The organism is Streptomyces sp. NPDC059866 (assembly GCF_042731325.1).
Classification (GTDB): Bacteria; Actinomycetota; Actinomycetes; order Streptomycetales; family Streptomycetaceae; genus Streptomyces; species Streptomyces flavusporus.
In genome coordinates, this window is the sequence record NZ_JBHWJT010000006.1 from 113,536 (window position 1) to 134,532 (window position 20,997).

At 71.4% G+C, this 20,997-nt stretch carries 14 protein-coding genes; 4 read left to right on the plus strand and 10 right to left on the minus strand.

Annotated features, from left to right (window positions below; genetic code table 11):
• Positions 1 to 40 precede the first annotated feature (40 nt).
• The 5 genes from ACFV7R_RS11010 to ACFV7R_RS11030 all read right to left on the minus strand — a co-directional run bounded on the left by ACFV7R_RS11010 (position 41) and on the right by ACFV7R_RS11030 (position 5,012).
• Complete coding sequence (locus ACFV7R_RS11010) at positions 41 to 685, minus strand: SurA N-terminal domain-containing protein (protein ID WP_385262350.1); 645 nt, start codon at positions 683 to 685, stop codon at positions 41 to 43.
• Between the two features lie 143 nt (positions 686 to 828).
• Positions 829 to 2,313 (minus strand): serine/threonine-protein kinase, encoded by a 1,485-nt coding sequence (locus ACFV7R_RS11015; RefSeq protein WP_385262828.1) that lies wholly within the window; start codon positions 2,311 to 2,313, stop codon positions 829 to 831.
• Positions 2,314 to 2,351: 38 nt separating this feature from the next.
• Positions 2,352 to 2,996: a hypothetical protein gene (locus tag ACFV7R_RS11020; RefSeq protein ID WP_385262352.1), complete on the minus strand. Its 645-nt coding sequence runs from the start codon at positions 2,994 to 2,996 to the stop codon at positions 2,352 to 2,354.
• 237 nt (positions 2,997 to 3,233) lie between these two features.
• Complete coding sequence (locus tag ACFV7R_RS11025; protein ID WP_385262354.1) at positions 3,234 to 3,977, minus strand: N-acetyltransferase; 744 nt, start codon at positions 3,975 to 3,977, stop codon at positions 3,234 to 3,236.
• Between the two features lie 261 nt (positions 3,978 to 4,238).
• Positions 4,239 to 5,012 (minus strand): HNH endonuclease family protein, encoded by a 774-nt coding sequence (locus ACFV7R_RS11030; RefSeq protein ID WP_385262830.1) that lies wholly within the window; start codon positions 5,010 to 5,012, stop codon positions 4,239 to 4,241.
• Between the two features lie 204 nt (positions 5,013 to 5,216).
• Between ACFV7R_RS11030 and ACFV7R_RS11035 the strand changes: the two genes are divergently transcribed.
• Complete coding sequence (locus ACFV7R_RS11035) at positions 5,217 to 5,402, plus strand: antitoxin (RefSeq protein WP_385262356.1); 186 nt, start codon at positions 5,217 to 5,219, stop codon at positions 5,400 to 5,402.
• A gap of 157 nt (positions 5,403 to 5,559) precedes the next feature.
• Here ACFV7R_RS11035 and mfd read toward each other — a convergent pair whose 3' ends face one another.
• The 3 genes from mfd to ACFV7R_RS11050 form a co-directional block, all read right to left on the minus strand.
• Positions 5,560 to 9,093 carry a transcription-repair coupling factor gene (mfd, locus tag ACFV7R_RS11040; protein ID WP_385262358.1) on the minus strand — a complete coding sequence of 1,178 codons (3,534 nt, stop codon included), beginning with the start codon at positions 9,091 to 9,093 and terminating at the stop codon, positions 5,560 to 5,562.
• A 325-nt stretch (positions 9,094 to 9,418) separates the two neighbouring features.
• Positions 9,419 to 11,998, minus strand: coding sequence for an ABC transporter permease (locus ACFV7R_RS11045; RefSeq protein WP_385262361.1), 2,580 nt, complete (start codon positions 11,996 to 11,998; stop codon positions 9,419 to 9,421).
• Positions 11,995 to 12,783, minus strand: coding sequence for an ABC transporter ATP-binding protein (locus tag ACFV7R_RS11050; RefSeq protein WP_385262364.1), 789 nt, complete (start codon positions 12,781 to 12,783; stop codon positions 11,995 to 11,997). The genes ACFV7R_RS11045 and ACFV7R_RS11050 overlap by 4 nt, the downstream gene beginning before the upstream one ends.
• Positions 12,784 to 13,181: 398 nt before the next feature.
• Here ACFV7R_RS11050 and ACFV7R_RS11055 point away from each other — a divergent pair, with 398 nt between their 5' ends.
• The 3 genes from ACFV7R_RS11055 to ACFV7R_RS11065 all read left to right on the plus strand — a co-directional run bounded on the left by ACFV7R_RS11055 (position 13,182) and on the right by ACFV7R_RS11065 (position 16,992).
• Positions 13,182 to 14,678 (plus strand): MFS transporter, encoded by a 1,497-nt coding sequence (locus tag ACFV7R_RS11055; RefSeq protein WP_385262366.1) that lies wholly within the window; start codon positions 13,182 to 13,184, stop codon positions 14,676 to 14,678.
• Positions 14,679 to 14,905: 227 nt separating this feature from the next.
• On the plus strand, positions 14,906 to 15,385 hold the full coding sequence (locus tag ACFV7R_RS11060) for a DUF485 domain-containing protein (RefSeq protein ID WP_385262369.1): 480 nt from the start codon (positions 14,906 to 14,908) through the stop codon (positions 15,383 to 15,385).
• Positions 15,382 to 16,992 carry a cation acetate symporter gene (locus ACFV7R_RS11065; RefSeq protein WP_129799908.1) on the plus strand — a complete coding sequence of 537 codons (1,611 nt, stop codon included), beginning with the start codon at positions 15,382 to 15,384 and terminating at the stop codon, positions 16,990 to 16,992. The genes ACFV7R_RS11060 and ACFV7R_RS11065 overlap by 4 nt, the downstream gene beginning before the upstream one ends.
• 18 nt (positions 16,993 to 17,010) lie before the next feature.
• On the opposite strand, the gene ACFV7R_RS11070 is transcribed toward ACFV7R_RS11065, so the two are convergent.
• Positions 17,011 to 17,901, minus strand: a complete 891-nt coding sequence (locus ACFV7R_RS11070) for a cellulose-binding protein (RefSeq protein ID WP_385262371.1) — start codon at positions 17,899 to 17,901, stop codon at positions 17,011 to 17,013.
• Positions 17,902 to 18,071: 170 nt separating this feature from the next.
• Positions 18,072 to 20,990, minus strand: a complete 2,919-nt coding sequence (locus ACFV7R_RS11075; protein ID WP_385262373.1) for an SUKH-4 family immunity protein — start codon at positions 20,988 to 20,990, stop codon at positions 18,072 to 18,074.
• Between the last annotated feature and the right edge of the window lie 7 nt (positions 20,991 to 20,997).

Here is a 20,997-nt window from a genome sequence, read left to right on the forward strand (position 1 = left end):
GACAAGCCCCCGAGTTGTCCACAGGCGGGCCGCCGCACCGTTACGCCGGTTGCTGCGCCTGCGCCGTCGAGACGTCCCGTACCCACGGCGCCTGCTGGTCGACGCGGCTGCTCCGCTCGACGTCCCAGGCGCCGTAGCGCGGGTTGAGGTCGACGTTCAGCTTCTCGGAAGCCTTGGACAGGGCGTCCCAGAAGGCCGGCTGGCTGGTGTCGGTGCCGAGCTTCGCGGCGAGCTTCTGGGCCTCGAGCTGGAGACGGAGGTTCTCGTCCAGCCGCTCCGGCGCAATGCTGTACTGCTGCAGCCAGGCCGTCTGCAACGCCTTGGGGCCACCGACCTGCTCCTCCAGGCCGGCCCGCATCTCCTGGACCTCCTTGCGGCTGACGGTGATGCCGGCGTCCTGGGCGGCGCGGTGCAGCACCCGGTCCAGGACCATGTTGTGCAGGGTGTCGCGGGACAGGGTGCCGGTGTTGGCGATGGCCTGCGCGTACTGCGCCTCGTCGTTCACCGCCGCCCGCTGCGCCGCGCGCACCTCGTTCACCCTGCTCTCGAGCTGGGACACGGTGATCCGCTGACCGCCGACGACGGCCGCCGCACCGGGGTGCGCATCGTTTCCGCAGGCGGTGAGGAGCGGGGCCGCGGCGATCGCGGCGGACAGGAGGAGCGCGGTGCGACGACGGCGGTGCAAGGAAACCTCCCGAGGAGATTGTGCGACGGTGCACAAGGTCTTGCGGTGATCGATAGTAGGCAGCGGCCCAGCTTTGGCCAACCCATTCGACCAACGATTCACCAGGACTTCGGGCACCGCCGCGCCACCCGGCCGCAGGAGGACTACCCGCGTACCTGGCCCAGCCACTGCAGCGTCCGGCGTACCTCCACCGCCAGCGGATGCCCGGGACCGTTCAGCCGTTCGACGTCGTGCAGGAGCCGGGCCAGCGTGTCGTGCGCGGCGGGGCGGTCGCCGACGGCGAGGAGGAGGTGGCCGATGCGGCGGCGGACGTCGTGGGAGAGCTCGGGGTCGCCGGAGACGTACTGGTTCTCGTAGTACGGCAGCAGTGCCCGGTACGCGGCGAGCGCCGCCGCCGGTTCGCCGAGCTGTTCGAGGCACTGGGCGGCCTCGTAGCGGAACCGCAGGGACTGCGGGTCGGCCTGGCCGGCCTCGGCGGCGCGCTCGTCGGCGAGGCGGCGCAGTTCGGGGAGCGCGCGCCGGTACTGGCCGTCGTCCATGAGCGTGGCCGCGTACTGCTTGCGCAGGGTGCGGACGACCGGGGAGTGCTCACCGTGCTGCTGCGCGGCGGCGGGCAGGATCGCGCCGAGGATGTCCACGGCCTGGGTGATGCGTCCCTCGCCCAGGAGACGCTTGACCTCGTCGACGGCGCTCGCGACGTCCGGCTGCTCGGCGACCGGCGCGACGGGGGCGGGCTGGGGAGCGGGCGTGCGCGCGCGGTCCGGCCACGGGGCGTGCGGGCGCAGGAAGGGGCGCGTGGGGTCGAGGGGCGACCCGGTGGGCGTGCCGCGCGCGGGCAGGAGCGGCGCCAGGTCCTCGTACACCTCCTGCGCGGAGGCGGGCCGGTGCTGCGGGTCCTTGGCGAGCAGGCGCAGGACGAGGGCTTCGAGCGCCTCGGGAACCTCGGGCCGGATCCGGCGCACGGGCAGCGGCGGCTCGTACAGGTGCCGGTGCAGCACACCGAGCGCCGTGGAACCCGCGAACGGGACGTCGCCGCTGAGGAGTTCATGCAGGAGTACACCGAGTGCGTACAGGTCCGTGTACGGGCCGACCGCGCCGCCCATCGCCTGCTCGGGCGCCATGTAGGCGGGCGAGCCGATGGGCGAACCGGTGTGCGTCAGGCGCGTGGTGTCGGTGTCCATGACGGAGGCGACGCCCAGGTCGAGGACGGTGACCGTGCCGTCCTGCTTCACCATCACGTTGCGCGGCTTCAGGTCGCGGTGCACGATCGGCACCGCGTGCACGGCGCTCAGGACGGCGCACAGTTGCGCGGCGACCGCGACCGCCCACTGCCACGGGTACGGGGTGTGCTCGGCGAGATGGTCGGAGAGGTCGGCACCGTCGACGTACTGCATGACGAGGAACAGCTCCTCGCCCGCACTGCCCGCGTCGTGCACGGTGACGAGCCCGGGGTGGTCGACCTGTGCGGTCACCCGGCACTCGCGCACGAAACGGCGGCGCAACTCGTCGGCCTCCTGCCCGGCCACCTTGTCGGGGCGCAGCAGCTTCACCGCCACGCGCCGGTCGAGCCGCTGGTCGTAGGCCGTCCAGACCTGGCCCATGCCGCCCTGTCCGATGAGCGTGGCCAGTTCGTAGCGGCCGGCGACGACGCGTGCTGTCGTCCCGGTCACCGTCCGCCCTCGTGGTTGCCGTCGGGCCCGCCGCCCTGCTTGCGCAGGTAGTCGCTGAGCTCGTCGAGTTCGGCACGCACCTGGTCGATCCGGGCCGGCGCGGGGCGCTGGGGCGGGGCGGGTATCGGCGGGCCGGGGGTGGCGGGCGTGGCGGCCTGGGATATCGGAGGCGGGGTGTGCGCGCTACGGGTGAGCGGGGGCTGCGGGGCGGTCGTGGCCGTGTGGTACGAAGCCTGGGCCGGCGGCTGCGGATAGCCGTACGCCGCGGTGGGCTGCGGGGCGTAGCCGCCGCCGTAGCGGAGCTGGTGGAAGTGGCGTACGTCCGCGGCGAGGTAGTACGCGATCACCGCCACGAGCGTGCCCAGCAGCAGTGCGAGGCCGGTCCAGCCGCCCGCGGTGTGGATCTCCTCGCCGGGTTCGCTGCCGAGCAGCACCACGGCCAGGATGTCGATGGCCAGCACCGCCACGAAGAGGCCCCAGTCCAGCGACCTGCGGGTGACGATCGCCAGGCGCAGCAGCATCGTCCAGGTCAGGAACCCGAGGCTGAGGACGGAGATCGCCACGAACAGCACACGCAGGAGGACCAGCCACGCCGTCGGGGGCGGCTGCTTCACCGGCTGCGTGTAGCCGTGGCCATGCATGGCTGCTCCTGGTGCCTGAGGTGGGCGTACGAGGCCGGCCGGCGTCGGGCAACGCCAGTCGTGCGATTGTCGCTTCGAGCGTATAGGTCGACACCGACAAGCGGTCCCGGGTTGTACCGAACCGTTGTCGCACTGATCAATACCGTTGTGGCACTGATCACTGCCGTTGAACAGGTCCGCCGCGAACCACTCGCCGGTGAACAGGTCCGCCGCGAACCACGCGCCGGCCCGTGCCGCTCACAGTCGGTGCCGCATCCACACGTTGGGCTCGACATACACCGCGAACCCGTGCTCCGGCTCGCAGCGCACCGGCACCAGGGCACCGGGCACCTCGATGTCGCCTGCGGTGTCGAAGGGCAGCCCGGTCCAGCGGCGCCAGTCGTGCAGCGAGGCGGCCACCGCCATCGACGCCGGCGCCACGGAGTGGACGGTGGCGCCCGCCCGGGCGTGGACGCGCAGCCAGGGGTCGTGCGGGAGCCCGTCGGGGCGCACCCGGCGGGCGTACTCCTCCATCGGCGTACGGGGTTCCAGGTGCTTGGCGCTGGGGCGCACGGGGGCGACGACCTCGTTGAAGCCGAGGGCGCGGGCGTTGTCGCGCATCGCCGTGAGCATGCGGCCGGACAGGCCGAGGCCCTGGGCGTGCGGGGTGATGGTGACCGAGATCGCGCTGACCGTGTCGGGGCGGACACCGTGACGCAGGTCGGCGAACGCCCACAGGAGCACCTCGTCCCAGCCACGGGCGGGCAGTTCACCACGGCCCTCGGCGGCGAGCGCGAAGGGAACGCTGTGTGCGTGCGCGACGACCTCAGCGTTCTCGTCCTCGGCGAACTGCACGAACTGCGGCAGTTCAGCGGCGATCTGCGGATAGTAGGCGTCCCCCACCGGATCGTTGATGACGAACTCCGGCCAGGTGTTGGCCATCCCGGCCACCCGGCCGAGCATGTCCGGCCGTTCGGCGAGGCTCGATATCTTCAGCTCCATACGGCCACGCTAGGCGGCGGCCCGGTGGCAGCGGAACGCATTTTCGCGCACTCCGGCTTCACTCAGTTTGTGTGGAAGTGGGGTGGCGCCTTCGGGGGGTTGCCCCCGGTGGGGAAGTCGAGGAGGTACCGCCTCAGTGCACCGAGCCCACAACGAGCACCCGATCCTGGTCGTCGACCTGCTCCCCCAGTTCGCCCCTGACCCACACCGTTCCACACCGCTCTGACAGCGGTGCCCGCAGGCCGCGAAACAGGTGGAAGCTCAGGCGCCGCACTGCTGGAGCATCATGTTCTTGTCCGCCGCCGTGACAGGCAGCTCGTACTTGAGCGCCACTTGCGCGAACCGCGCCGAGTACGAGCAGCGGATCGCCTTGCTGGGCGGCAGCCAGGACGCCGGTCCCGAGTCGCGTTTGGCGGAGTTCGTGGAGCCCGAGACCGGCAGGAGGTTCAGCGCGTCGTTGGCCACCCGCTGCCGCTTCTCCTCGTCCCAGCGAGCCGCACCCATCTGCCAGGCGTACGACAGCGGCACGACATGGTCCACCTGCACCTCGGTGGCCTTCGACTTCTTCCAGGCGATGTCCTTGCCCGTGTACGGGTCGTGCAGCTTCATCGAGACGATCACGCAGTCGGAACCGGCCCGGAACTGGATGCTTTGACCATCGCGTTTCAGCAAGTCATTACGCGTGTCGCAGCCGTTCCTCGCCAGCGGCACACCATCGGCCGTGTCCATCCACGCGTAGCCGAACTCGTCACGGTCGTAGCCTGTCCTCGGCCCCCGCCCCTTCGTGGACAGCTCCTCGATGAGGTTGCGGGCCGCGGCCTTGTCCACGTCCGTCGTCAGGGGCGCGAGCCCTGGTTTCGTACCGTCCGGATTCTTGAGCGGACTGACCGCCTGCCCGGCCTGCGCAGCCCGTCCGGATCCCGCCGAGGAGTCGTCTTCGCCGAGACCCTCGCATCCCGAGACGAGGAGCACGGCAGCTGCCAGCACCGTCGCCGCGCGGAAGAAGCGCGCGTTCCCTGCTCCCCCGGCGCCCAGCGCCACAGCGGCGGCCGCGGCCCCCTCCCTCAGACGCGTCACGGTGCGCCCCTCTCCTTGCCTGCCCTGGCCGCCCGTACGGGCGGGTGGTGCCTGGTGCCACAGTAGCGGCCGAGAGGTCCAGACCACAGTTACCTCAAACCCTGCATTCCTCGCAAGCCGGGCGTATCGTCGGTTCTGAATCACCTCCGGAAGGAGCTCTGGATGGGCATCTTCGACAGGTTCAGGAGCAAGGCGGCTCAGGACAGGGCCAAGCAGGCATCCGACGCCGCGGAGAAGAAGGTCAACGAGAAGACGGGCAACAAGTACGAGGGCCAAGTCGACACTGCCCAGCAGAAGATCGAGGGTCAGCTCGGCATGGACCGCGACCGGCCGCCCGAGCAGCCGTAGGCCGGAGACCCACGGAGGACACCTGGCCGGCCACGGGGCACAACTCCCTGACGGCGGCCCGCTGAACCACCTTGGAACAGAAGCCGTCCGCGGTACTCCACCACCCGCGGACGGCTTCGTGCGCCCTTCGCCCCTCGATCAGGGCTGCGCCTCGCCCCTAAGACCCCAGAACCGACGCCAGGAACTCCCCGACCCACCCGAGCAGTTCCCGCCCGACCAGCGGCTTTCCGCCCACCTTCGCGGTCTTCGGGCGCGGCACCAGCACCTGGTGGACCGCCGGCTTGATGACCGTCCCCGGGTACAGCCGCTTGAGCCGCAGTTCCTGCGACTCCCGCAACTCCACCGGTGCGAAGCGGATGTTGTTGCCCTGGAGGACGATCTCACCGACGCCACACGCGCGTGCGAGCATGCGCAGGCCCGCCACCAGGAGGAGGTTCTCCACCGGTTCCGGCAACTTGCCGTAGCGGTCGACGAGTTCCTCCCGTACGGCCTTGATGTCCTCCTCCGTGTTGGCGGAGGCGATGGAGCGGTAGGCCTGCAGCCGCAGGCGCTCACCCGGCGCGTAGTCGTGCGGTACGTGGGCGTCGACGGGCAGTTCGATCTTGACCTCGAGCGGCGGCTCCTCCTCGATCTCGCCGGTCTCCAGCTGCCGCCGGTAGTCCGCGACCGCCTCGCCGACCATCCGGACGTACAGATCGAATCCCACGCCCGCGATGTGCCCCGACTGCTCGCCGCCGAGGAGGTTTCCGGCTCCCCGGATCTCCAGGTCCTTCATCGCCACGTACATGCCCGCGCCCATCTCGGTGTGCTGGGCGATGGTGGCGAGCCGCTCGTGCGCGGTCTCCGTCAGCGGCTTCTCCGGCGGGTACAGGAAGTACGCGTACCCGCGCTCACGCCCACGCCCCACGCGCCCGCGCAGCTGGTGCAACTGCGACAGACCGAAGGTGTCCCCTCGTTCGACGATCAGCGTGTTGGCGTTGGAGATGTCGATGCCGGACTCGACGATCGTCGTCGACACGAGCACGTCGAACTTCTTCTCCCAGAAGTCGACGACGACCTGCTCCAGCGCCGACTCCGACATCTGCCCGTGCGCGGTGGCGATGCGCGCCTCGGGGACGATCTCGCGGAGCCGGGCCGCCGCGCGGTCGATGGACTCCACCCGGTTGTGGATGTAGAAGACCTGGCCCTCGCGCAGCAGTTCACGCCGGATCGCCGCGCCGATCTGCTTCTCCTCGTACGGCCCGACGAAGGTCAGCACCGGGTGCCTTTCCTCCGGCGGGGTCGTGATCGTGGACATCTCGCGGATGCCGGTCACCGCCATCTCGAGGGTCCGCGGGATCGGCGTGGCCGACATGGTCAGCACGTCCACGTTGGCCCGCAGCTTCTTCAGCTGCTCCTTGTGCTCGACGCCGAACCGCTGCTCCTCGTCGACGATGACGAGACCGAGGTCCTTGAACTTCGTCTCGGAGGAGAAGAGGCGGTGGGTGCCGATGACGACGTCCACCGAGCCCTCCCGCAGTCCCTCCAGGACCGCCTTCGCCTCGGTGTCCGTCTGGAACCGGGACAGCGCCTTCACGCTCACCGGGAACTGCGCGTACCGCTCGCTGAACGTCCCGAAGTGCTGCTGCACCAGCAGCGTCGTCGGTACGAGGACCGCGGCCTGCTTGCCGTCCTGTACGGCCTTGAAGGCGGCGCGGACCGCGATCTCCGTCTTGCCGTAGCCGACGTCGCCGCAGATCAGTCGGTCCATCGGGACCGACTTCTCCATGTCCTCCTTGACCTCGGCGATGGTCGTCAGCTGGTCGGGCGTCTCCACGTAGGGGAAGGCGTCCTCCAGCTCGCGCTGCCACGGGGTGTCCGGCGCGAAGGTGTGCCCGGGGGCCGCCATGCGCGCGCTGTACAGCTTGATGAGGTCCGCCGCGATCTCCTTGACGGCCTTCTTCGCGCGTGCCTTGGTCTTCGTCCAGTCCGCGCCGCCCAGGCGGTGCAGCGTGGGCGCCTCGCCGCCGACGTACTTGGTGATCTGTTCCAGTTGGTCGGTGGGGATGTAGAGGCGGTCGCCGGGCTGGCCGCGCTTGGCGGGGGCGTACTCCACGACGAGGTACTCGCGTGTGGCGCCCTGCACGGTGCGCTGCACCATCTCGATGTAGCGGCCCACGCCGTGCTGCTCGTGGACGATGTAGTCGCCCGCCTCCAGGGTGAGCGGGTCGAGGGTCTTGCGGCGGCGGGCGGGCATGCGGGCGCCGTCGCGGCCGGCCGCCTTCTGGCCGGACAGGTCGGTCTCGGTGAGCACCGCGACCCTGAGCGCCGGGTCGACGAAGCCGTGGTCGATCGAGCCGCACGCCACGTGCACCACGGAGGGGGAGATCTCCCCCAGGTCGGCGTCCAGGCGGGCGGCGATGCCCTCACCGCCGAGCACCTCGACCGTGCGGGCGGCCGGGCCGTGGCCCTCTGTGACGAAGACCGTGCGCCAGCCGTCGGCGAGCCAGCCCTTGGTGTCGGCGAGCGCCTTGGCGGTGTCGCCGCGGTAGGTCTCCGGGGCGTGCATGCCGAGCTTGAGCGTGTCCGCGTCGAGTTCTTCGTCGGCGGCGAACGGCGACACCGACCACCACATCATGTCCAGCTCGCGGGCCCGGTCGCGGACGTCGGCGATGGACCACAGCGAGGCCGCGCCGACATCGATCGGCGCCTCCCCGCCGCCGGCGGTCGCCGCCCAGGAGGCCTGCAGGAACTCCTGCGAGGTCGCCACCAGATCCGCGGCACGCGTGCGTACCCGCTCCGGATCGCATACGACGGCCATGGCGCCCTTCGGCAGTACGTCGAGCAGCAGCTCCATGTCGTCGACGAGGACGGGCGCGAGCGACTCCATGCCCTCCACCGCGATGCCCTCGGCGATCTTGCCGAGCAGCTCGCCCAGCTCGGGGTGCGCCTCGGCGAGGGCACGCGCGCGCGTGCGGACGTCTTCCGTCAACAGAAGTTCACGGCAGGGCGGGGCCCACAGGCCGTGCTCGGCGACCTCCAGCGACCGCTGGTCGGCCACCTTGAAGTAGCGGATCTCCTCGACGTCGTCGCCCCAGAACTCGATGCGCAGGGGGTGCTCTTCGGTGGGCGGGAAGACGTCCAGGATGCCGCCGCGTACGGCGAACTCGCCGCGCTTCTCGACCAGCTCCACGCGCGCGTACGCGGCGGCGGCGAGGGCGTCGACGATCTCGTTCAGATCGGCGGTCTGCCCGGTCCTCAGCGCCACCGGCTCCAGGTCGCCCAGGCCCTTGACCTGGGGCTGGAGCACGGATCGCACGGGGGCCACGACGACGGAGACCGGGCCGGTCTCGGGGTCGTCGGGGCGGGGGTGGGCGAGTCGGCGCAGCACGGCGAGGCGCCGGCCCACGGTGTCGCTGCGCGGGCTCAGCCGTTCGTGCGGCAGCGTCTCCCAGGACGGGTACTCGACGACTCCCTCCGGCGGCAGCAGTGAGCGCAGCGCCGCCGCCAGGTCCTCCGCCTCGCGCCCGGTCGCCGTCACCGCCAGCACCGGGCGTCCGCTCTCGCGGGCGAGGGCCGCGAGAGCGAAGGGGCGGGCCGCCTGGGGGCCGACCAGATCGACGTGCATCCGGTTGCCGTCCGAGGCCGCCTTGATCGCTTCCGCGAGTGCGGCGTCCTTGACGACGGCGTCGAGCAGACCGTGCAGGCTCATGGAGAGGCTTTCCGTCCTGGATGACAGGGGGTGACTGGGAGTGGGCAACGCGAAGGGCCCGACACGCGGGGCGGGCCGGGGGTCTCCAGAGTACGTCGCGGCCGCGATTGTCACCCGGGGGAGTGACGACGCCGGCCACGTGAGGGGGACGACGACGGCTACCGAAGGCCCTCCCGACCTGCCCGAGCGTGCCTGGAACTGCCGCGACGCCTCGATCCGGAAGTACGACGTCCCGCTCCTGCGGGCATGAAGCGGGGCCCGGTGCCGGGGAGTCCCCAGGACTCCCCGGCACCGGGCCCTCCCCCGCAACCCCCGTATGCGGTGGCTACTCGGTCGCGATCGCGTTCAGGACGTTCATCCGGCCCGCCCGGAAGGCAGGAACCAGCGCGGCGAACAGGCCGACGAAGGCCGAGCCGATGAACACCCCGCCGATGGTCGGCCACGGGATCTCCAGGACGTTCAGCCCCTCCAGAGCGAGCAGCTGCTGCGCCGTGGCGCCCCAGCCCATGCCCAGCCCCAGGCCCAGCAGGGCACCGAAGAGGGCGATCACGACCGACTCCAGACGGATCATTCGGCGCAGCTGCCGGCGCGACAGGCCGATCGCCCGCATCAGGCCGATCTCCCGGGTCCGCTCCACCACCGACAGGGCCAGGGTGTTCACGACGCCCAGGACGGCCACGATGATCGCGAGGGCCAGCAGGCCGTAGATCATGTTCAGGAGCTGGCCGATCTGGTCCTTCAGGGCCTCCTTGTAGTCGGTCTGGTCGCGCACGGTGTACTGCGGGTAGTCGTCCAGCGCCGTCTTCAGTGCCGTGTACGCCGCCGCCTCCTGGCCGTCCTTCGCCGAGGCGAACAGCACCGTGTCGAGCGGAACCTTGTCGGCGGGGACGTACGTGGCCAGCGTGTCGATCGACGTGTACATCGCGCCCTGGTCGATGACCGCGTCGCTGCTGGTGATCGCGCGGACGGTCAGCCGGCCGGTGGAGCCGTCCTTGAAGTCGACGGCGATCTCGGAGCCGAGGCGGATGCCGTGGTCCTTGGCGTACTCCTCGTGGACGGACATGGAGTCGGGCCGGTAGGCGTCGTCGAGGTTGCCGGCGACGGTCTCGACCCGCAGGTCCTGCGCGTACGTCGGGTCGGCGGCCGTGATGGCGGTGTCCTTGGACGTCTTCCCGTCGGGGGTCCTGAAGTCGGCCTTGGTCCACTTGTACTCGGTGACGCGGTCCACGCCGTCGGCGCCCTTCACGGCCGTGACCGCCTGCGGCGTGATCAGCTGCCCGCTGTCGGACTGGATGATGAAGTCCGTCCCCACGCTCTTGTCGAGTTCCTCCGTCGCCGAGGCGACCATCGACGAGCCGACCACCGACAGACAGGCCACCAGGGCCAGCCCGATCATCAGCGCCGCGCCCGTGGCGCCGGTGCGGCGCGGATTGCGCAGCGCGTTGCGCTCGGCCATCCGGCCGACGGGCCCGAACATCCGCAGCACGATCGCGCCGAGCACCCGGACGACTCCGCCCGCGAGCAGCGGACCGATGACGACGAAGCCGATCAGCGACAGCACCACGCCCGCGCCCAGCCACAGCGCACCCTCGCTCGCCTTGTCGGCGGCGGCCGCCAGATACAGCCCGACCCCACCGGCACCGGTCAGCAGCAGGCCCAGCACGGCCCGTACGACACCCGCCTTCGCGTCGGCCGGGGCGCCCGCGTCGCGCAGGGCGGCCATGGGCGAGACCTTGCCGGCGCGGCGGGCCGGGAGGTAGGCGGCGAGGACGGTGACGACGACGCCGAGGACCAGTCCGACCACCGGGGTCGTCCAGGCGACCGTCAGGTCGTCCGTGGAGAGGTTCATGCCCATGGCGCCCATGAGCTTCATCAGCCCGACGGCGAGCCCGACGCCCGCGCCCACACCGAGCACGGAGCCGACGAAACCGAGCATCAGTGCCTCGACCAGCACGGACCGGTTGACCTGCTTGCGGCTGGATCCGATGGCCCGCATCAGGCCGATCTCGCGAGTCCGCTGGGCGACCAGCATCGAGAAGGTGTTGATGATCAGGAAGACGCCGACGAGGAAGGCGATCCCGGCGAAGCCGAGCATCGCGTACTTGATGACGCCCATGAACTCCTGGACGTCCTCGGCGTTCGCGTCGGCGACCTCCTTGGCCGTCTGCACCTTGAAGCCGCCGTCGAGGGCGGTGGCGACGTTCTTCTTCACCTGGGCGTCGGTGAAGCCGGACGCGGCGGTGACGTTGACGTTCGTGTAGACGCCGGTCTCACCGACGAGGGTCTGCTGGGCGGTCTTCGTGTCCAGGTAGAAGATCGCGGCACCGGGGTTGGTGACGGTGAAGTCGGCGATGCCGGAGATCTTCGCCCGGTGCGTGCCGACAGCGGTGATGACGCCGATCTCGTCGCCGAGTTCCAGGCCGTGCTTGTCCGCGGTGTCCGCGTCGATCATCACCTGGTCGGCGCCCTCGGGCGCGGAACCCGAGGTGATCTTCATGGTGCGGGCCTCGTTGGAGTTCCAGCTGCCGACGATGGTCGGCCCACCGCCGGACGGCGAGAGGCTGTCCTTGTCGGCGTCGACGACCGTCACCGACGTCGAGAAGACGGTGCCCTGAGCCGACTTCACGCCCTCCGCCTTGCGGACCTCGTCGACGACGGAGGCCGGCATGACCGGCGGCTTGCCGTTGTCGGCGGTGGTCTCACCGGTGTCCGAGGCGCCCTTCGGGCTCACCGTGACATCCGACGCGGTGGCCGCGAACAGCTTGTCGAACGTCGTGTTCATCGTGTCGGTGAACACGAGCGTGCCGCACACGAACGCCACCGACAACAGCACGGCGACGGCCGACAGGGCCATGCGCCCCTTGTGCGCGAAGAAGTTGCGCATCGACGTCTTCAGCACGGTCATGACGTGCGCCCCCGGGCGTCGAAGTCCTTCATGCGGTCCAGGACCTGATCCGCCGTCGGGTTGTACATCTCGTCGACGATCCGGCCGTCGGCGAGATACAGCACACGGTCGGCGTACGAGGCGGCCACCGGGTCGTGCGTGACCATCACGATGGTCTGCCCCAACTCGTCCACGGACCGCCGCAGGAAGCCCAGCACCTCGGCGCCCGCGCGCGAGTCGAGGTTTCCGGTCGGCTCGTCACCGAAGATGATCTCGGGCCGCGCGGCCAGTGCCCGGGCCACGGCGACGCGCTGCTGCTGTCCGCCGGACAGCTGCGTCGGCCGGTGCTTGAGCCGGTCGGCGAGCCCCACGGTCTCCACCACCCGCTGCAGCCACGCCTTGTCCGGCTTACGGCCGGCGATGTCCATGGGCAGGGTGATGTTCTCGATCGCGTTCAGCGTCGGCAGCAGGTTGAACGCCTGGAAGATGAACCCGATCCGGTCCCGGCGCAGTTGCGTCAGCTTCTTGTCCTTCAGACCGGTGATCTCGGTCTCGTCGAGATGGATCTGCCCGCTGGTGACGGTGTCGAGCCCGGCCAGGCAGTGCATCAGCGTGGACTTGCCGGACCCCGACGGGCCCATGATGGCGGTGAACCGGCCGCGGGCGATGTCCACGTCGACATGGTCGAGGGCGACGACGCGGGTCTCCCCGGCCCCGTAGGCCTTGACGACCTGCCGCGCCCGCGCGGCAACGGCCGTACGCCCTCCAGTGCCCCCGTGCCTGGGAATGGTTACAGCCGATGTCACGGTATGTCTCCTATGTCGGTCAGCAGTTGACTCGTGCTGAGTCGTGGGAAGTCGAGCGAAGTGCTACGCCGATGAGTCTCGCGGCAAGCAGGGGTGACGTTCGATGGTGTTCAACCCCGTCTTGCACTGAGGAAAACCCCACCCCCGAAGGTGCGGCGCACCTCCCCCGCGGCGTAAAGCCAGGTTAAGGACGACCCCCGTACCGCCTCGTCCTCCGCCGGTACGAACCCTCCCCAAGCCCTGGTACGGAGGTACCCCTAGGGGCAGTCCGCCCTCAGGCGGAGTCCTTCTCAGGGTCGACTCCACCCATCGGCCCACTCAGCCTCCACCCTCCCGCTGCGTGAAGGTCAAGTGGGAAGCTGTCCGACGGCAGATAGCTGCAAGGGGAAGGAATCTGCGTGGGCAGCACCAGACCCGCGATACGCGGCACGGCACAGCGCACCGGGACCGACCGGCGCGGAGCCGTCGTCGCCGCGCTGATGCTGTCGATGGCACTGGCGGCACTCGACTCCACCGTCGTCTCCACGGCCGTACCGCAGATCGTCGGCGACCTGGGCGGCTTCTCCGTCTTCTCCTGGCTCTTCTCCGGCTATCTGCTGGCCGTCACCGTCACCCTGCCCGTCTACGGCAAGCTCTCCGACACCTTCGGCCGCAAACCGGTCCTCGTGGTGGGCGCGAGCGTCTTCCTGCTCGGCTCCCTGCTGTGTGCCCTCGCCTGGAACATGTGGGCACTCATCGCCTTCCGTATCGTCCAGGGCCTCGGCGGCGGCGCACTCCAGGGCACGGTCCAGACGCTCGCCGCCGACCTCTATCCCCTGAAGGAACGCCCGAAGATCCAGGCCAAGCTCTCCACGGTGTGGGCGGTGTCCGCGGTCGCCGGCCCCGCCGTGGGCGGTGTCCTCGCCGCGTACGCCGACTGGCGCTGGATCTTCCTCGTCAACCTGCCGATCGGCGGACTCGCCCTCTGGCTGATCGTCCGCCACCTGCACGAACCGCAACGGAAAACGGACGCACGCGCGCGTGTCGACTGGGCGGGCGCCCTTGTGGTGTTCGCGTGCGGCGGAGTCCTGCTCACGGCGCTGGTGCAGGGCGGAGTCGCCTGGGCATGGCTGTCGCCGCCGTCGATCGCCCTGCTCGGTACGGGACTTGCCCTCGTCGTCCTCGTCTTCTTCGTCGAACGCCGGGCTGCCGAACCGGTCATCCCGGGCTGGGTCTGGCGCCGCCGTACGATCGCCGCGGTCAATCTCGCCCTCGGGGCGCTGGGCCTGCTCATGGTGGCGCCCGCCGTGTTCCTGCCGACGTACGCGCAGTCCGTCCTCGGCCTCGGCCCCGTGGCCGCCGGATTCGTCCTGTCCGTCTGGACGTTGAGCTGGCCCGTCTCCGCCGCGCTCAGCCAGCATGTGTACCGCAGGATCGGCTTCCGCAACACGGCGATGCTCGGCATCGGCACGGCGACCCTGATCCTGCTGGCCTTCCCCCTGCTGCCGTACCCCGGCGAGGCCTGGCAGCCGGCCCTCCTGATGCTCCTTCTCGGGGCCGCACTCGGCCTCTTCCAGCTCCCCCTCATCGTCGGCGTCCAGTCGACCGTCGGCTGGGACGAACGCGGCACGGCCACCGCGTCCGTCCTCTTCTGCCGGCAGACCGGCCAGACCCTCGGCGCATCCGTCTTCGGCGCCGTCGCCAACGGCGTCCTCGCCGGCCGCCTCGGCGACGCCGGCGACCTCGACGCCGTCGCCCACGGCCTCGGCACGGGCGCCGCGTCCGAAACGACCCGACGGGCCGTCGCGGACGCGGTCCACGCGGTGTATCTGGGCGCGGCGTGCGCGGCGGCGCTCGCCTTCCTGGTCCTGCTGGTGCTGGCGCCGCGCCGCTTCCCGGTCCTCAAGGACCACTGAAGACATCCGGCTCGCTCGTTCAGGATCTCGCCCCGGCCGGCAAAAGTCGGAGTTAACGCGGGTAACAACCTGGGGAACCGTGCAGTTCATCGAAGTAAGCGCATACCGACCACTCAGTTTGCCCAAAGCGTCGCGCGTCCCCGCCCCTCCGAGTAGCGTGCGTGGCCCGCTCACCCCCACTCCCTGCGGTCCGCCGCCACGGACCCGAGCCTGCAAGGAGCAACGGGATGTCGTCCGACCCGTACTCGTCGTACCCGCCGCACCGCTCGCACCTGCCCCAGTCCCCGTATCCGACGAACCCCCCGCACCCGCCCCGGTACTCGTCCCCGACGTACCCGTGGCAACCCGCCGCCCCGCCCGAACCCGAACCCGAGCCCCGGCGAAGGCCGGTCCACGCCCCGCTGGGGCACCACAGCGACCTGCGCATCCTGCGCAGCGCCTACCGCTGGCAGCGGCGCGTGGCGACGCTCACCGCGCTCGGCTACTTCGTGCTGTTCCTGGTCCTTTCGGCGTACGCGCCGGGGTTCATGACGAGCGAGGGGATCGGCGGTCTGCCGGTCGGGCTGCTGCTCGGGCTGGCCCAACTGCCGGTCACCTGCCTGGCGATATGGCTGTACGAGCACACCGCGCGGCGCCGCGTCGACCCGCTCGCGGAGCGCATCCGCCACCAGGCCCGGCTGGACGCGAAGCGAGGGACGGCACGATGACCGGATTCAGCGAGTCGGCGGAGACGATGTCCCTCGTCGCCTTCTCCGCGGTGGTCACGATCACGCTGCTGCTGTGCGTGATGACCGGCCCGGACCGGGACGACCTCGACGAGTTCTACACCGGCTACAGCTCTCTGTCCCCCATGCGCAACGGCCTGGCGATCGCGGGCGACTACATCTCCGCCGCGACCGTGCTGGGCACCGGCGGGGTGATCGCGCTGTACGGCTACGACGGGATCGTCCTCGCGCTGAGTACGGCGCTGTCGTTGATGCTGCTGATGTTCCTGCTGGCGGAACCTCTGCGGAACGCGGGGCGTTTCACGATGGGCGATGCCTTCGCGCGCCGTATGCCGGGGCGGTGTGTGCGGGTGACCGCCTGTGCGGTGACGCTGGCCGCGCTGATGCCGATGATGCTGGTGCAGCTCGCGGGTACAGGGCAGTTGATGGCTTTTCTGCTGGGCTTCTCCGGCGAGGAGTTGAAGACGGGCTGCATCATCGGGCTGGGCGTCCTGATGATCAGCTACGCGGCGATCGGCGGGATGAAGGGCACCGCTCTCATCCAGACACTGAAGATGGTGATGCTGCTCGGGTCCGGCGCGGTGGTGGCCGTACTCGTCCTGAACAAGTTCGACTGGAATCCGGCCGCGTTGTTCGACCGGGCAGCGCAGCAGAGCGGGGTGGGGTCCGACTTCCTCAGCTCCGGGCTGCAGTTCGCGGGCGGCCCGGCCCCCCGCCTCGACATGATCACCTCCCAGCTGGCCGTCGTCCTCGGCGCGGCCTGCCTGCCGCACGTCACGATGCGCATGTACACGGCGTCCAGCGCCCGCCAGGTGCGCCGGTCCATGTCCTGGGCGGTGTCGAGTGTCGTCGTCTTCGTCCTGATCATCACGGTCGTCGGCGTCGGCGCGACCGCGCTGATCGGCCGCGAGACGATCGCCGGGGCGGACCCTCAGGGGAACTCGGCGTATCTGCTGGGCTCCCAGGCCGCGTTCGGCGCGGAGGTGTCCACGGCCGAGACGTTCCTGTTCACAGCGATCACCACGGCGGTGTTCCTGACGGTGCTCGCCTCGGTCGCGGGCATGATCCTCGCCTGCGCCAACTCCCTGGCCCACGACGTCTTCGCCGGCCGTGTACAGGAGATGTCGCCCCGCCGCGAGATGGCCCTCGCCCGCATCTCCGCCCTGGCCGTCGGCGTCCCGGCCATCCTGCTGGCGACCTTGGTCCAGCACCGCAGCCTGCAACCCCTGGTGACACTGTCCTTCTCCCTGGGCGCCTCCGCCCTCGCCCCCGCTCTCGTCTACAGCCTGTTCTGGCGCCGCTACACCCGCACCGGCCTGCTGAGCACCCTCATCGGCGGCTCCCTGTCCGTTCTGCTGCTGATGCCGGGCACCAACCTCGTCTCCGGGTCCCCCGCCTCCGCCTTCCCCGAGGCCGACTTCAACTACTTCCCGTTCACCACGACCGCCCTGATCTCCGTCCCCCTCGGCTTCGCCTTCGGCTGGCTGGGAACGCTCGCCTCCGGCCGGCAGAAGTCGGACGAGCAGCGCCGGCAGTACGAGGCGGTGGAGGGGTGGATCCTGGCCGGCGCGGTGCGGCGCAGGGGGTGAGACCAGCCGGCCCCCACGTCACTCCGCCTGCGCACGGTTCCCCATCAGCTTGGCGAGACTGCTGCGTACGTAGTCCATGTGCGCCTGCACCTTGTCCCACTGCTCCCCGTGCTCCCGCAGCACCCCCTCCGTCTCCCGCTCGATACGGTCCTCCTCGGCCCGGGCCTCGGCGAGAACCTCCTCGGCCCGGGCCTGGGCCTGCTCCTGCCACTGCCGGGCGGACTCCGCGGCGGCGGCCAGGTCCTGTTCCGCCTCGGACAGCGCGGCCTCGGCGCGGGCCATCCGTTCGGCGAAGTGCGCATCCAGCGCTGCCGTACGGTCCTCGGCCTCCTGCTCGGCGGACGCCCACCGCTGGGCGTGCTCCTTCTCCTGCCCGGCCAGCATCGCCGCCGTGCGCTGCCGCACCTCACGCAACGCGGCGACGGCTTCCTTACGGCTCTCCTTCACCTCACGCCGGGCAGTGCCCCGGAGCTCGTCGGCCTCGGCCTGCGCCGCGAGCAAGCGCTGACGGGCGTGTTCCTCGGCGTCCGCGCGCAGCGCATCGGCCTCTTCCTGCGCGGCCCGGCGCACCTCCAGGGCGTGCGCCTCGGCATCCGCAACCCACCCGTCCACCGCACTCCGCGCCTCCTCGCGCAGGACCGCCGCCTCCTCCTGCGCGAGCTGGAAAAGAAGCCGGGCGCGCTCCCCGAGCGCCTCGTACGTCTGCGGAGGGAGCTGCTCGACCGTCTCCCGCAGCCGCTCCACCTCCGTCTCCATCTCCCGGGCGAGCACGGTGAGGCGGGCCGCACGTTCCCAGGCGGCGTCGCGATCCACGGAGAGCGCGAAGGCATACGCGTCGACCTGCTCGGGGCGATAACCGCGCCCCCGGACGGTCACGAAGCCATGCGACGACACCGATGCGCTGCTCATTCCAGAACCCCTCGAACCCCTTGAAGGACGTCCATGTCGCGCACATCTTGATGGATCATGCGGAAGCGTTCATAACGCGACACTCCGTGCACAAGGTACGTAAACAAAGGGCCGGGCCCGGTCACACGACCGGGCCCGGCCCTTTCACACGTCCTGTCGTCACCCCAGGGTCACAGCAGGCCGTCCCACATCTGCTCCAGCAGCACCGACCACCAGCTCTCCGGCGAACCCAGCGCCGCCGGATCGAGTGAGGCCAACTGGGCCTGGAAGTCGACGGTCCAACGGCCCGCCTGCTCCTGGTTCAGCCCGAACCGCAGCCGCCACATCCGCCCGAGCAGCGCCAGACAGCGCACGAACTCCGGCAGCCCGGTGTTCACGAACTGCGGCGGCACCGGCGCACCACCCGGCCCCGCCTCCACCGGCACCGCCACGATGTTCGCCGTGCCGTACTGCACACAGATCGCCTTGCCGAAATCGCTGCCCATCACCAGGTACGAGCCCGCGTCCGACGCCGGCTGCACCCCGCGCTCGGCAGCCAGCTCCGCCAGCGTCGGCACCGGCCGCCCCGGCTGGGCCTGCGCCCAGAAGAACGGGCCCATGTCCAGCGGCAGCCCCGCCATCACCAGCGTCTGCGCCACCACCGGCGGCACCCCCTGCCGGGACACCGCCGCCTGCTCGAACCGGAACACCCCCGGCCCGAACGCCCCCGCCAGCTCCTGCGCCACACCCTCCGGCGGAACCGGCGGCGCCGGCTGCACCGGCAAAAGCGGCGCCCGTACCGGGGCGGGGCGCGCGGGCCCATCGGCCACCTGGTGCAACTCGCCCTGGTGGGCAAGGAGTTGCTGCATGCCCTGCTGCCGGCTCGCGTGATCCGTACCGTACGGAGCGATGCTCGTGATCCGCGCCTGCGGCCACTGCTCCCGGATCATCCGCGCACAGTACGCACCCGGCAGCTCACACGACTCCAACTCGGTGTGCAGCTCGAGCACCTGGTCCGGCGGCACGTTCATCGCCCGCAGCTCGTGGAAGATCTGCCACTCCGGGTGCGGCGTACCCGGCGCGGAACGCCGGATCAGCTGCTGCTCGGAGCCGTCCTGCGCGCGGTAGCGCAGCACGGCCTGATAACCGGGGCCCACGGTCGGCTGACCGCCCGGCTGCGGGTAGCCGTACGCCGGCGGCTGCTGGCCGGGCATGGGCTGGCCAGGTACGGGGTGGCCAGGCACGCCGGGCATGGGCTGGCCGGGGGGCGGCGCGACCGCACCCGGTGCCGGGGGCATCGGCTGCGGGGCGCCGGGGGGCATGCCGGGGGCGCCTGGAACGCCGGGTGCGCCGGGAGTTGGCGGCGGGGGCGTACCGGGGCCGCCCGCGGGAGGTGCACCGGGGCCGCCGACCGGGGGCGCGGCCAGCACGGTCTCCGCGTGGTGCACGGCACCTCGCGCGCCGCCTGCGGAGCCCTGCGCGCCGGGGGGCTGCGGTGTACCCGGGGTGCCGGGAGACTGCGGTGCACCGGGGGTTCCGGGCGGCTGCGGGGTCCCCGGCGCACCAGGGGCACCCGGAGGCTGCGGTGCGCCTCCACCCGGGCCCATCCGGGCCGGATCGGCCAGCACCGTGGCGGCGTGGTGGACACCACCGGGAGGCGTACCGCCCGGCGCACCCGGCGCCCCGGGCGGATGGGGAGCCCCAGGCGGAGTCGGGGTACCCGGAGGAGTCGGGGTACCCGGCGGCTGCGGCGCGCCCGGCCCGCCAGGCACCTCAGGACCGTCGGGCCCGATCGCCGACACGAGCTGTGTCGGCACATACCCGCCTGCCGACGCACCGGGCCCACCCGGCGTACCCGACGGCGGAGGCGTGCTCCCAGACCGCGCACCCGGAACACCGGGCGCCCCCGGCGGAGGCGGAGGCGTCACGCCGCCGCCCCGCGCACGGCGTGGCGGAGGCGCCGCCTTGCTCGTCGCGGCATCGGCGATGTCCCCGGCGCTCGGCGCGAGCGGCTGCCCGGCCGGTCCGCCCGGAGCGGCCGGCGGCTGCGGCGCACCCGGCGCCTGCGGATACCCGTACGCCTGTGCACCACCCGGCGGCGGCGTACCCGCTCCCGGCGTCGGAGGCGGCGTCCCCGGAACAGCCCCCGCACCCGAACCCTGCGGATACCCGTAAGTCGACGGCCCCGGCGGCGGCGTCCCCGGAACCCCTGCCGCACCCAACCCCTGCGGATACCCGTAAGCCGGCGCACCCGGCCCCGGCGGCGGCGTGCTGCCCTGCGGGACGCCACCCGGCGCACCCGACCCCTGCGAACCCTGCGCGCCGGGCGCCGGCGCATCGTCGAGGGCCGGCGCGACCGCCGTCGGCGGAAGTCCGCTGCCCCCCGCCATCAGCGCCGTCTTGGCGTCCGGCGCCGCCGCGGGCGGCGTCTCGCCAACGTCCGCGTCACTCAACGGCGGCGCGAAAACCGTCTCCGGCAACGGCACGGAACGGTCCTCACCCGCATCCGCGTTGGTGTCCGTCCCGGCCCACGGAGTCGCCCCCGCAGGCACACCCGGCACCCCGGCACCCTCGGCACGCGCCCCCGCGCCCGCCTCACCGTCACCACCGGAGCCGGCCGCCGGCCACGCCGTACCACTACCAGCCGCACCAGCACCGGCACCGGCACCCGAACCATCACCGGAACCGGCACTCGCAGCGGCACCGGAACCCGCACCCGTCCGCCGCTCCGGAATCCCCAACCGGTCCGCCGCCTCCTGCAACCACTCCGGCGGACTCAACAAGAACGACGTCTGATTCAGATCCACCCGAGCCGCAACAGCCGGCGCCGCATCCGCGGCCGCGTCCGCACGCCCCCCGTACTCCTCCTCGTACCGGCGGATCACCTCACCCACCGGCAGCGACGGCCACAACGTCGCCTCACCGCTGTCCCGCGCGATCACCAGCCGCTGCGCACCCCCGTCCGAACGCGGCCCGTCCGCACGGTCCTCGGCCCACACCACGAACCCGAGCCCGAACTCCCGCACCCGCACCTCACGATGCTGGTACGACGGCACATCCCCGTTGATCCACTCTTCCGCGCGCTCCTGCGCCTGCGCGAACGTCACCATCGCCAGC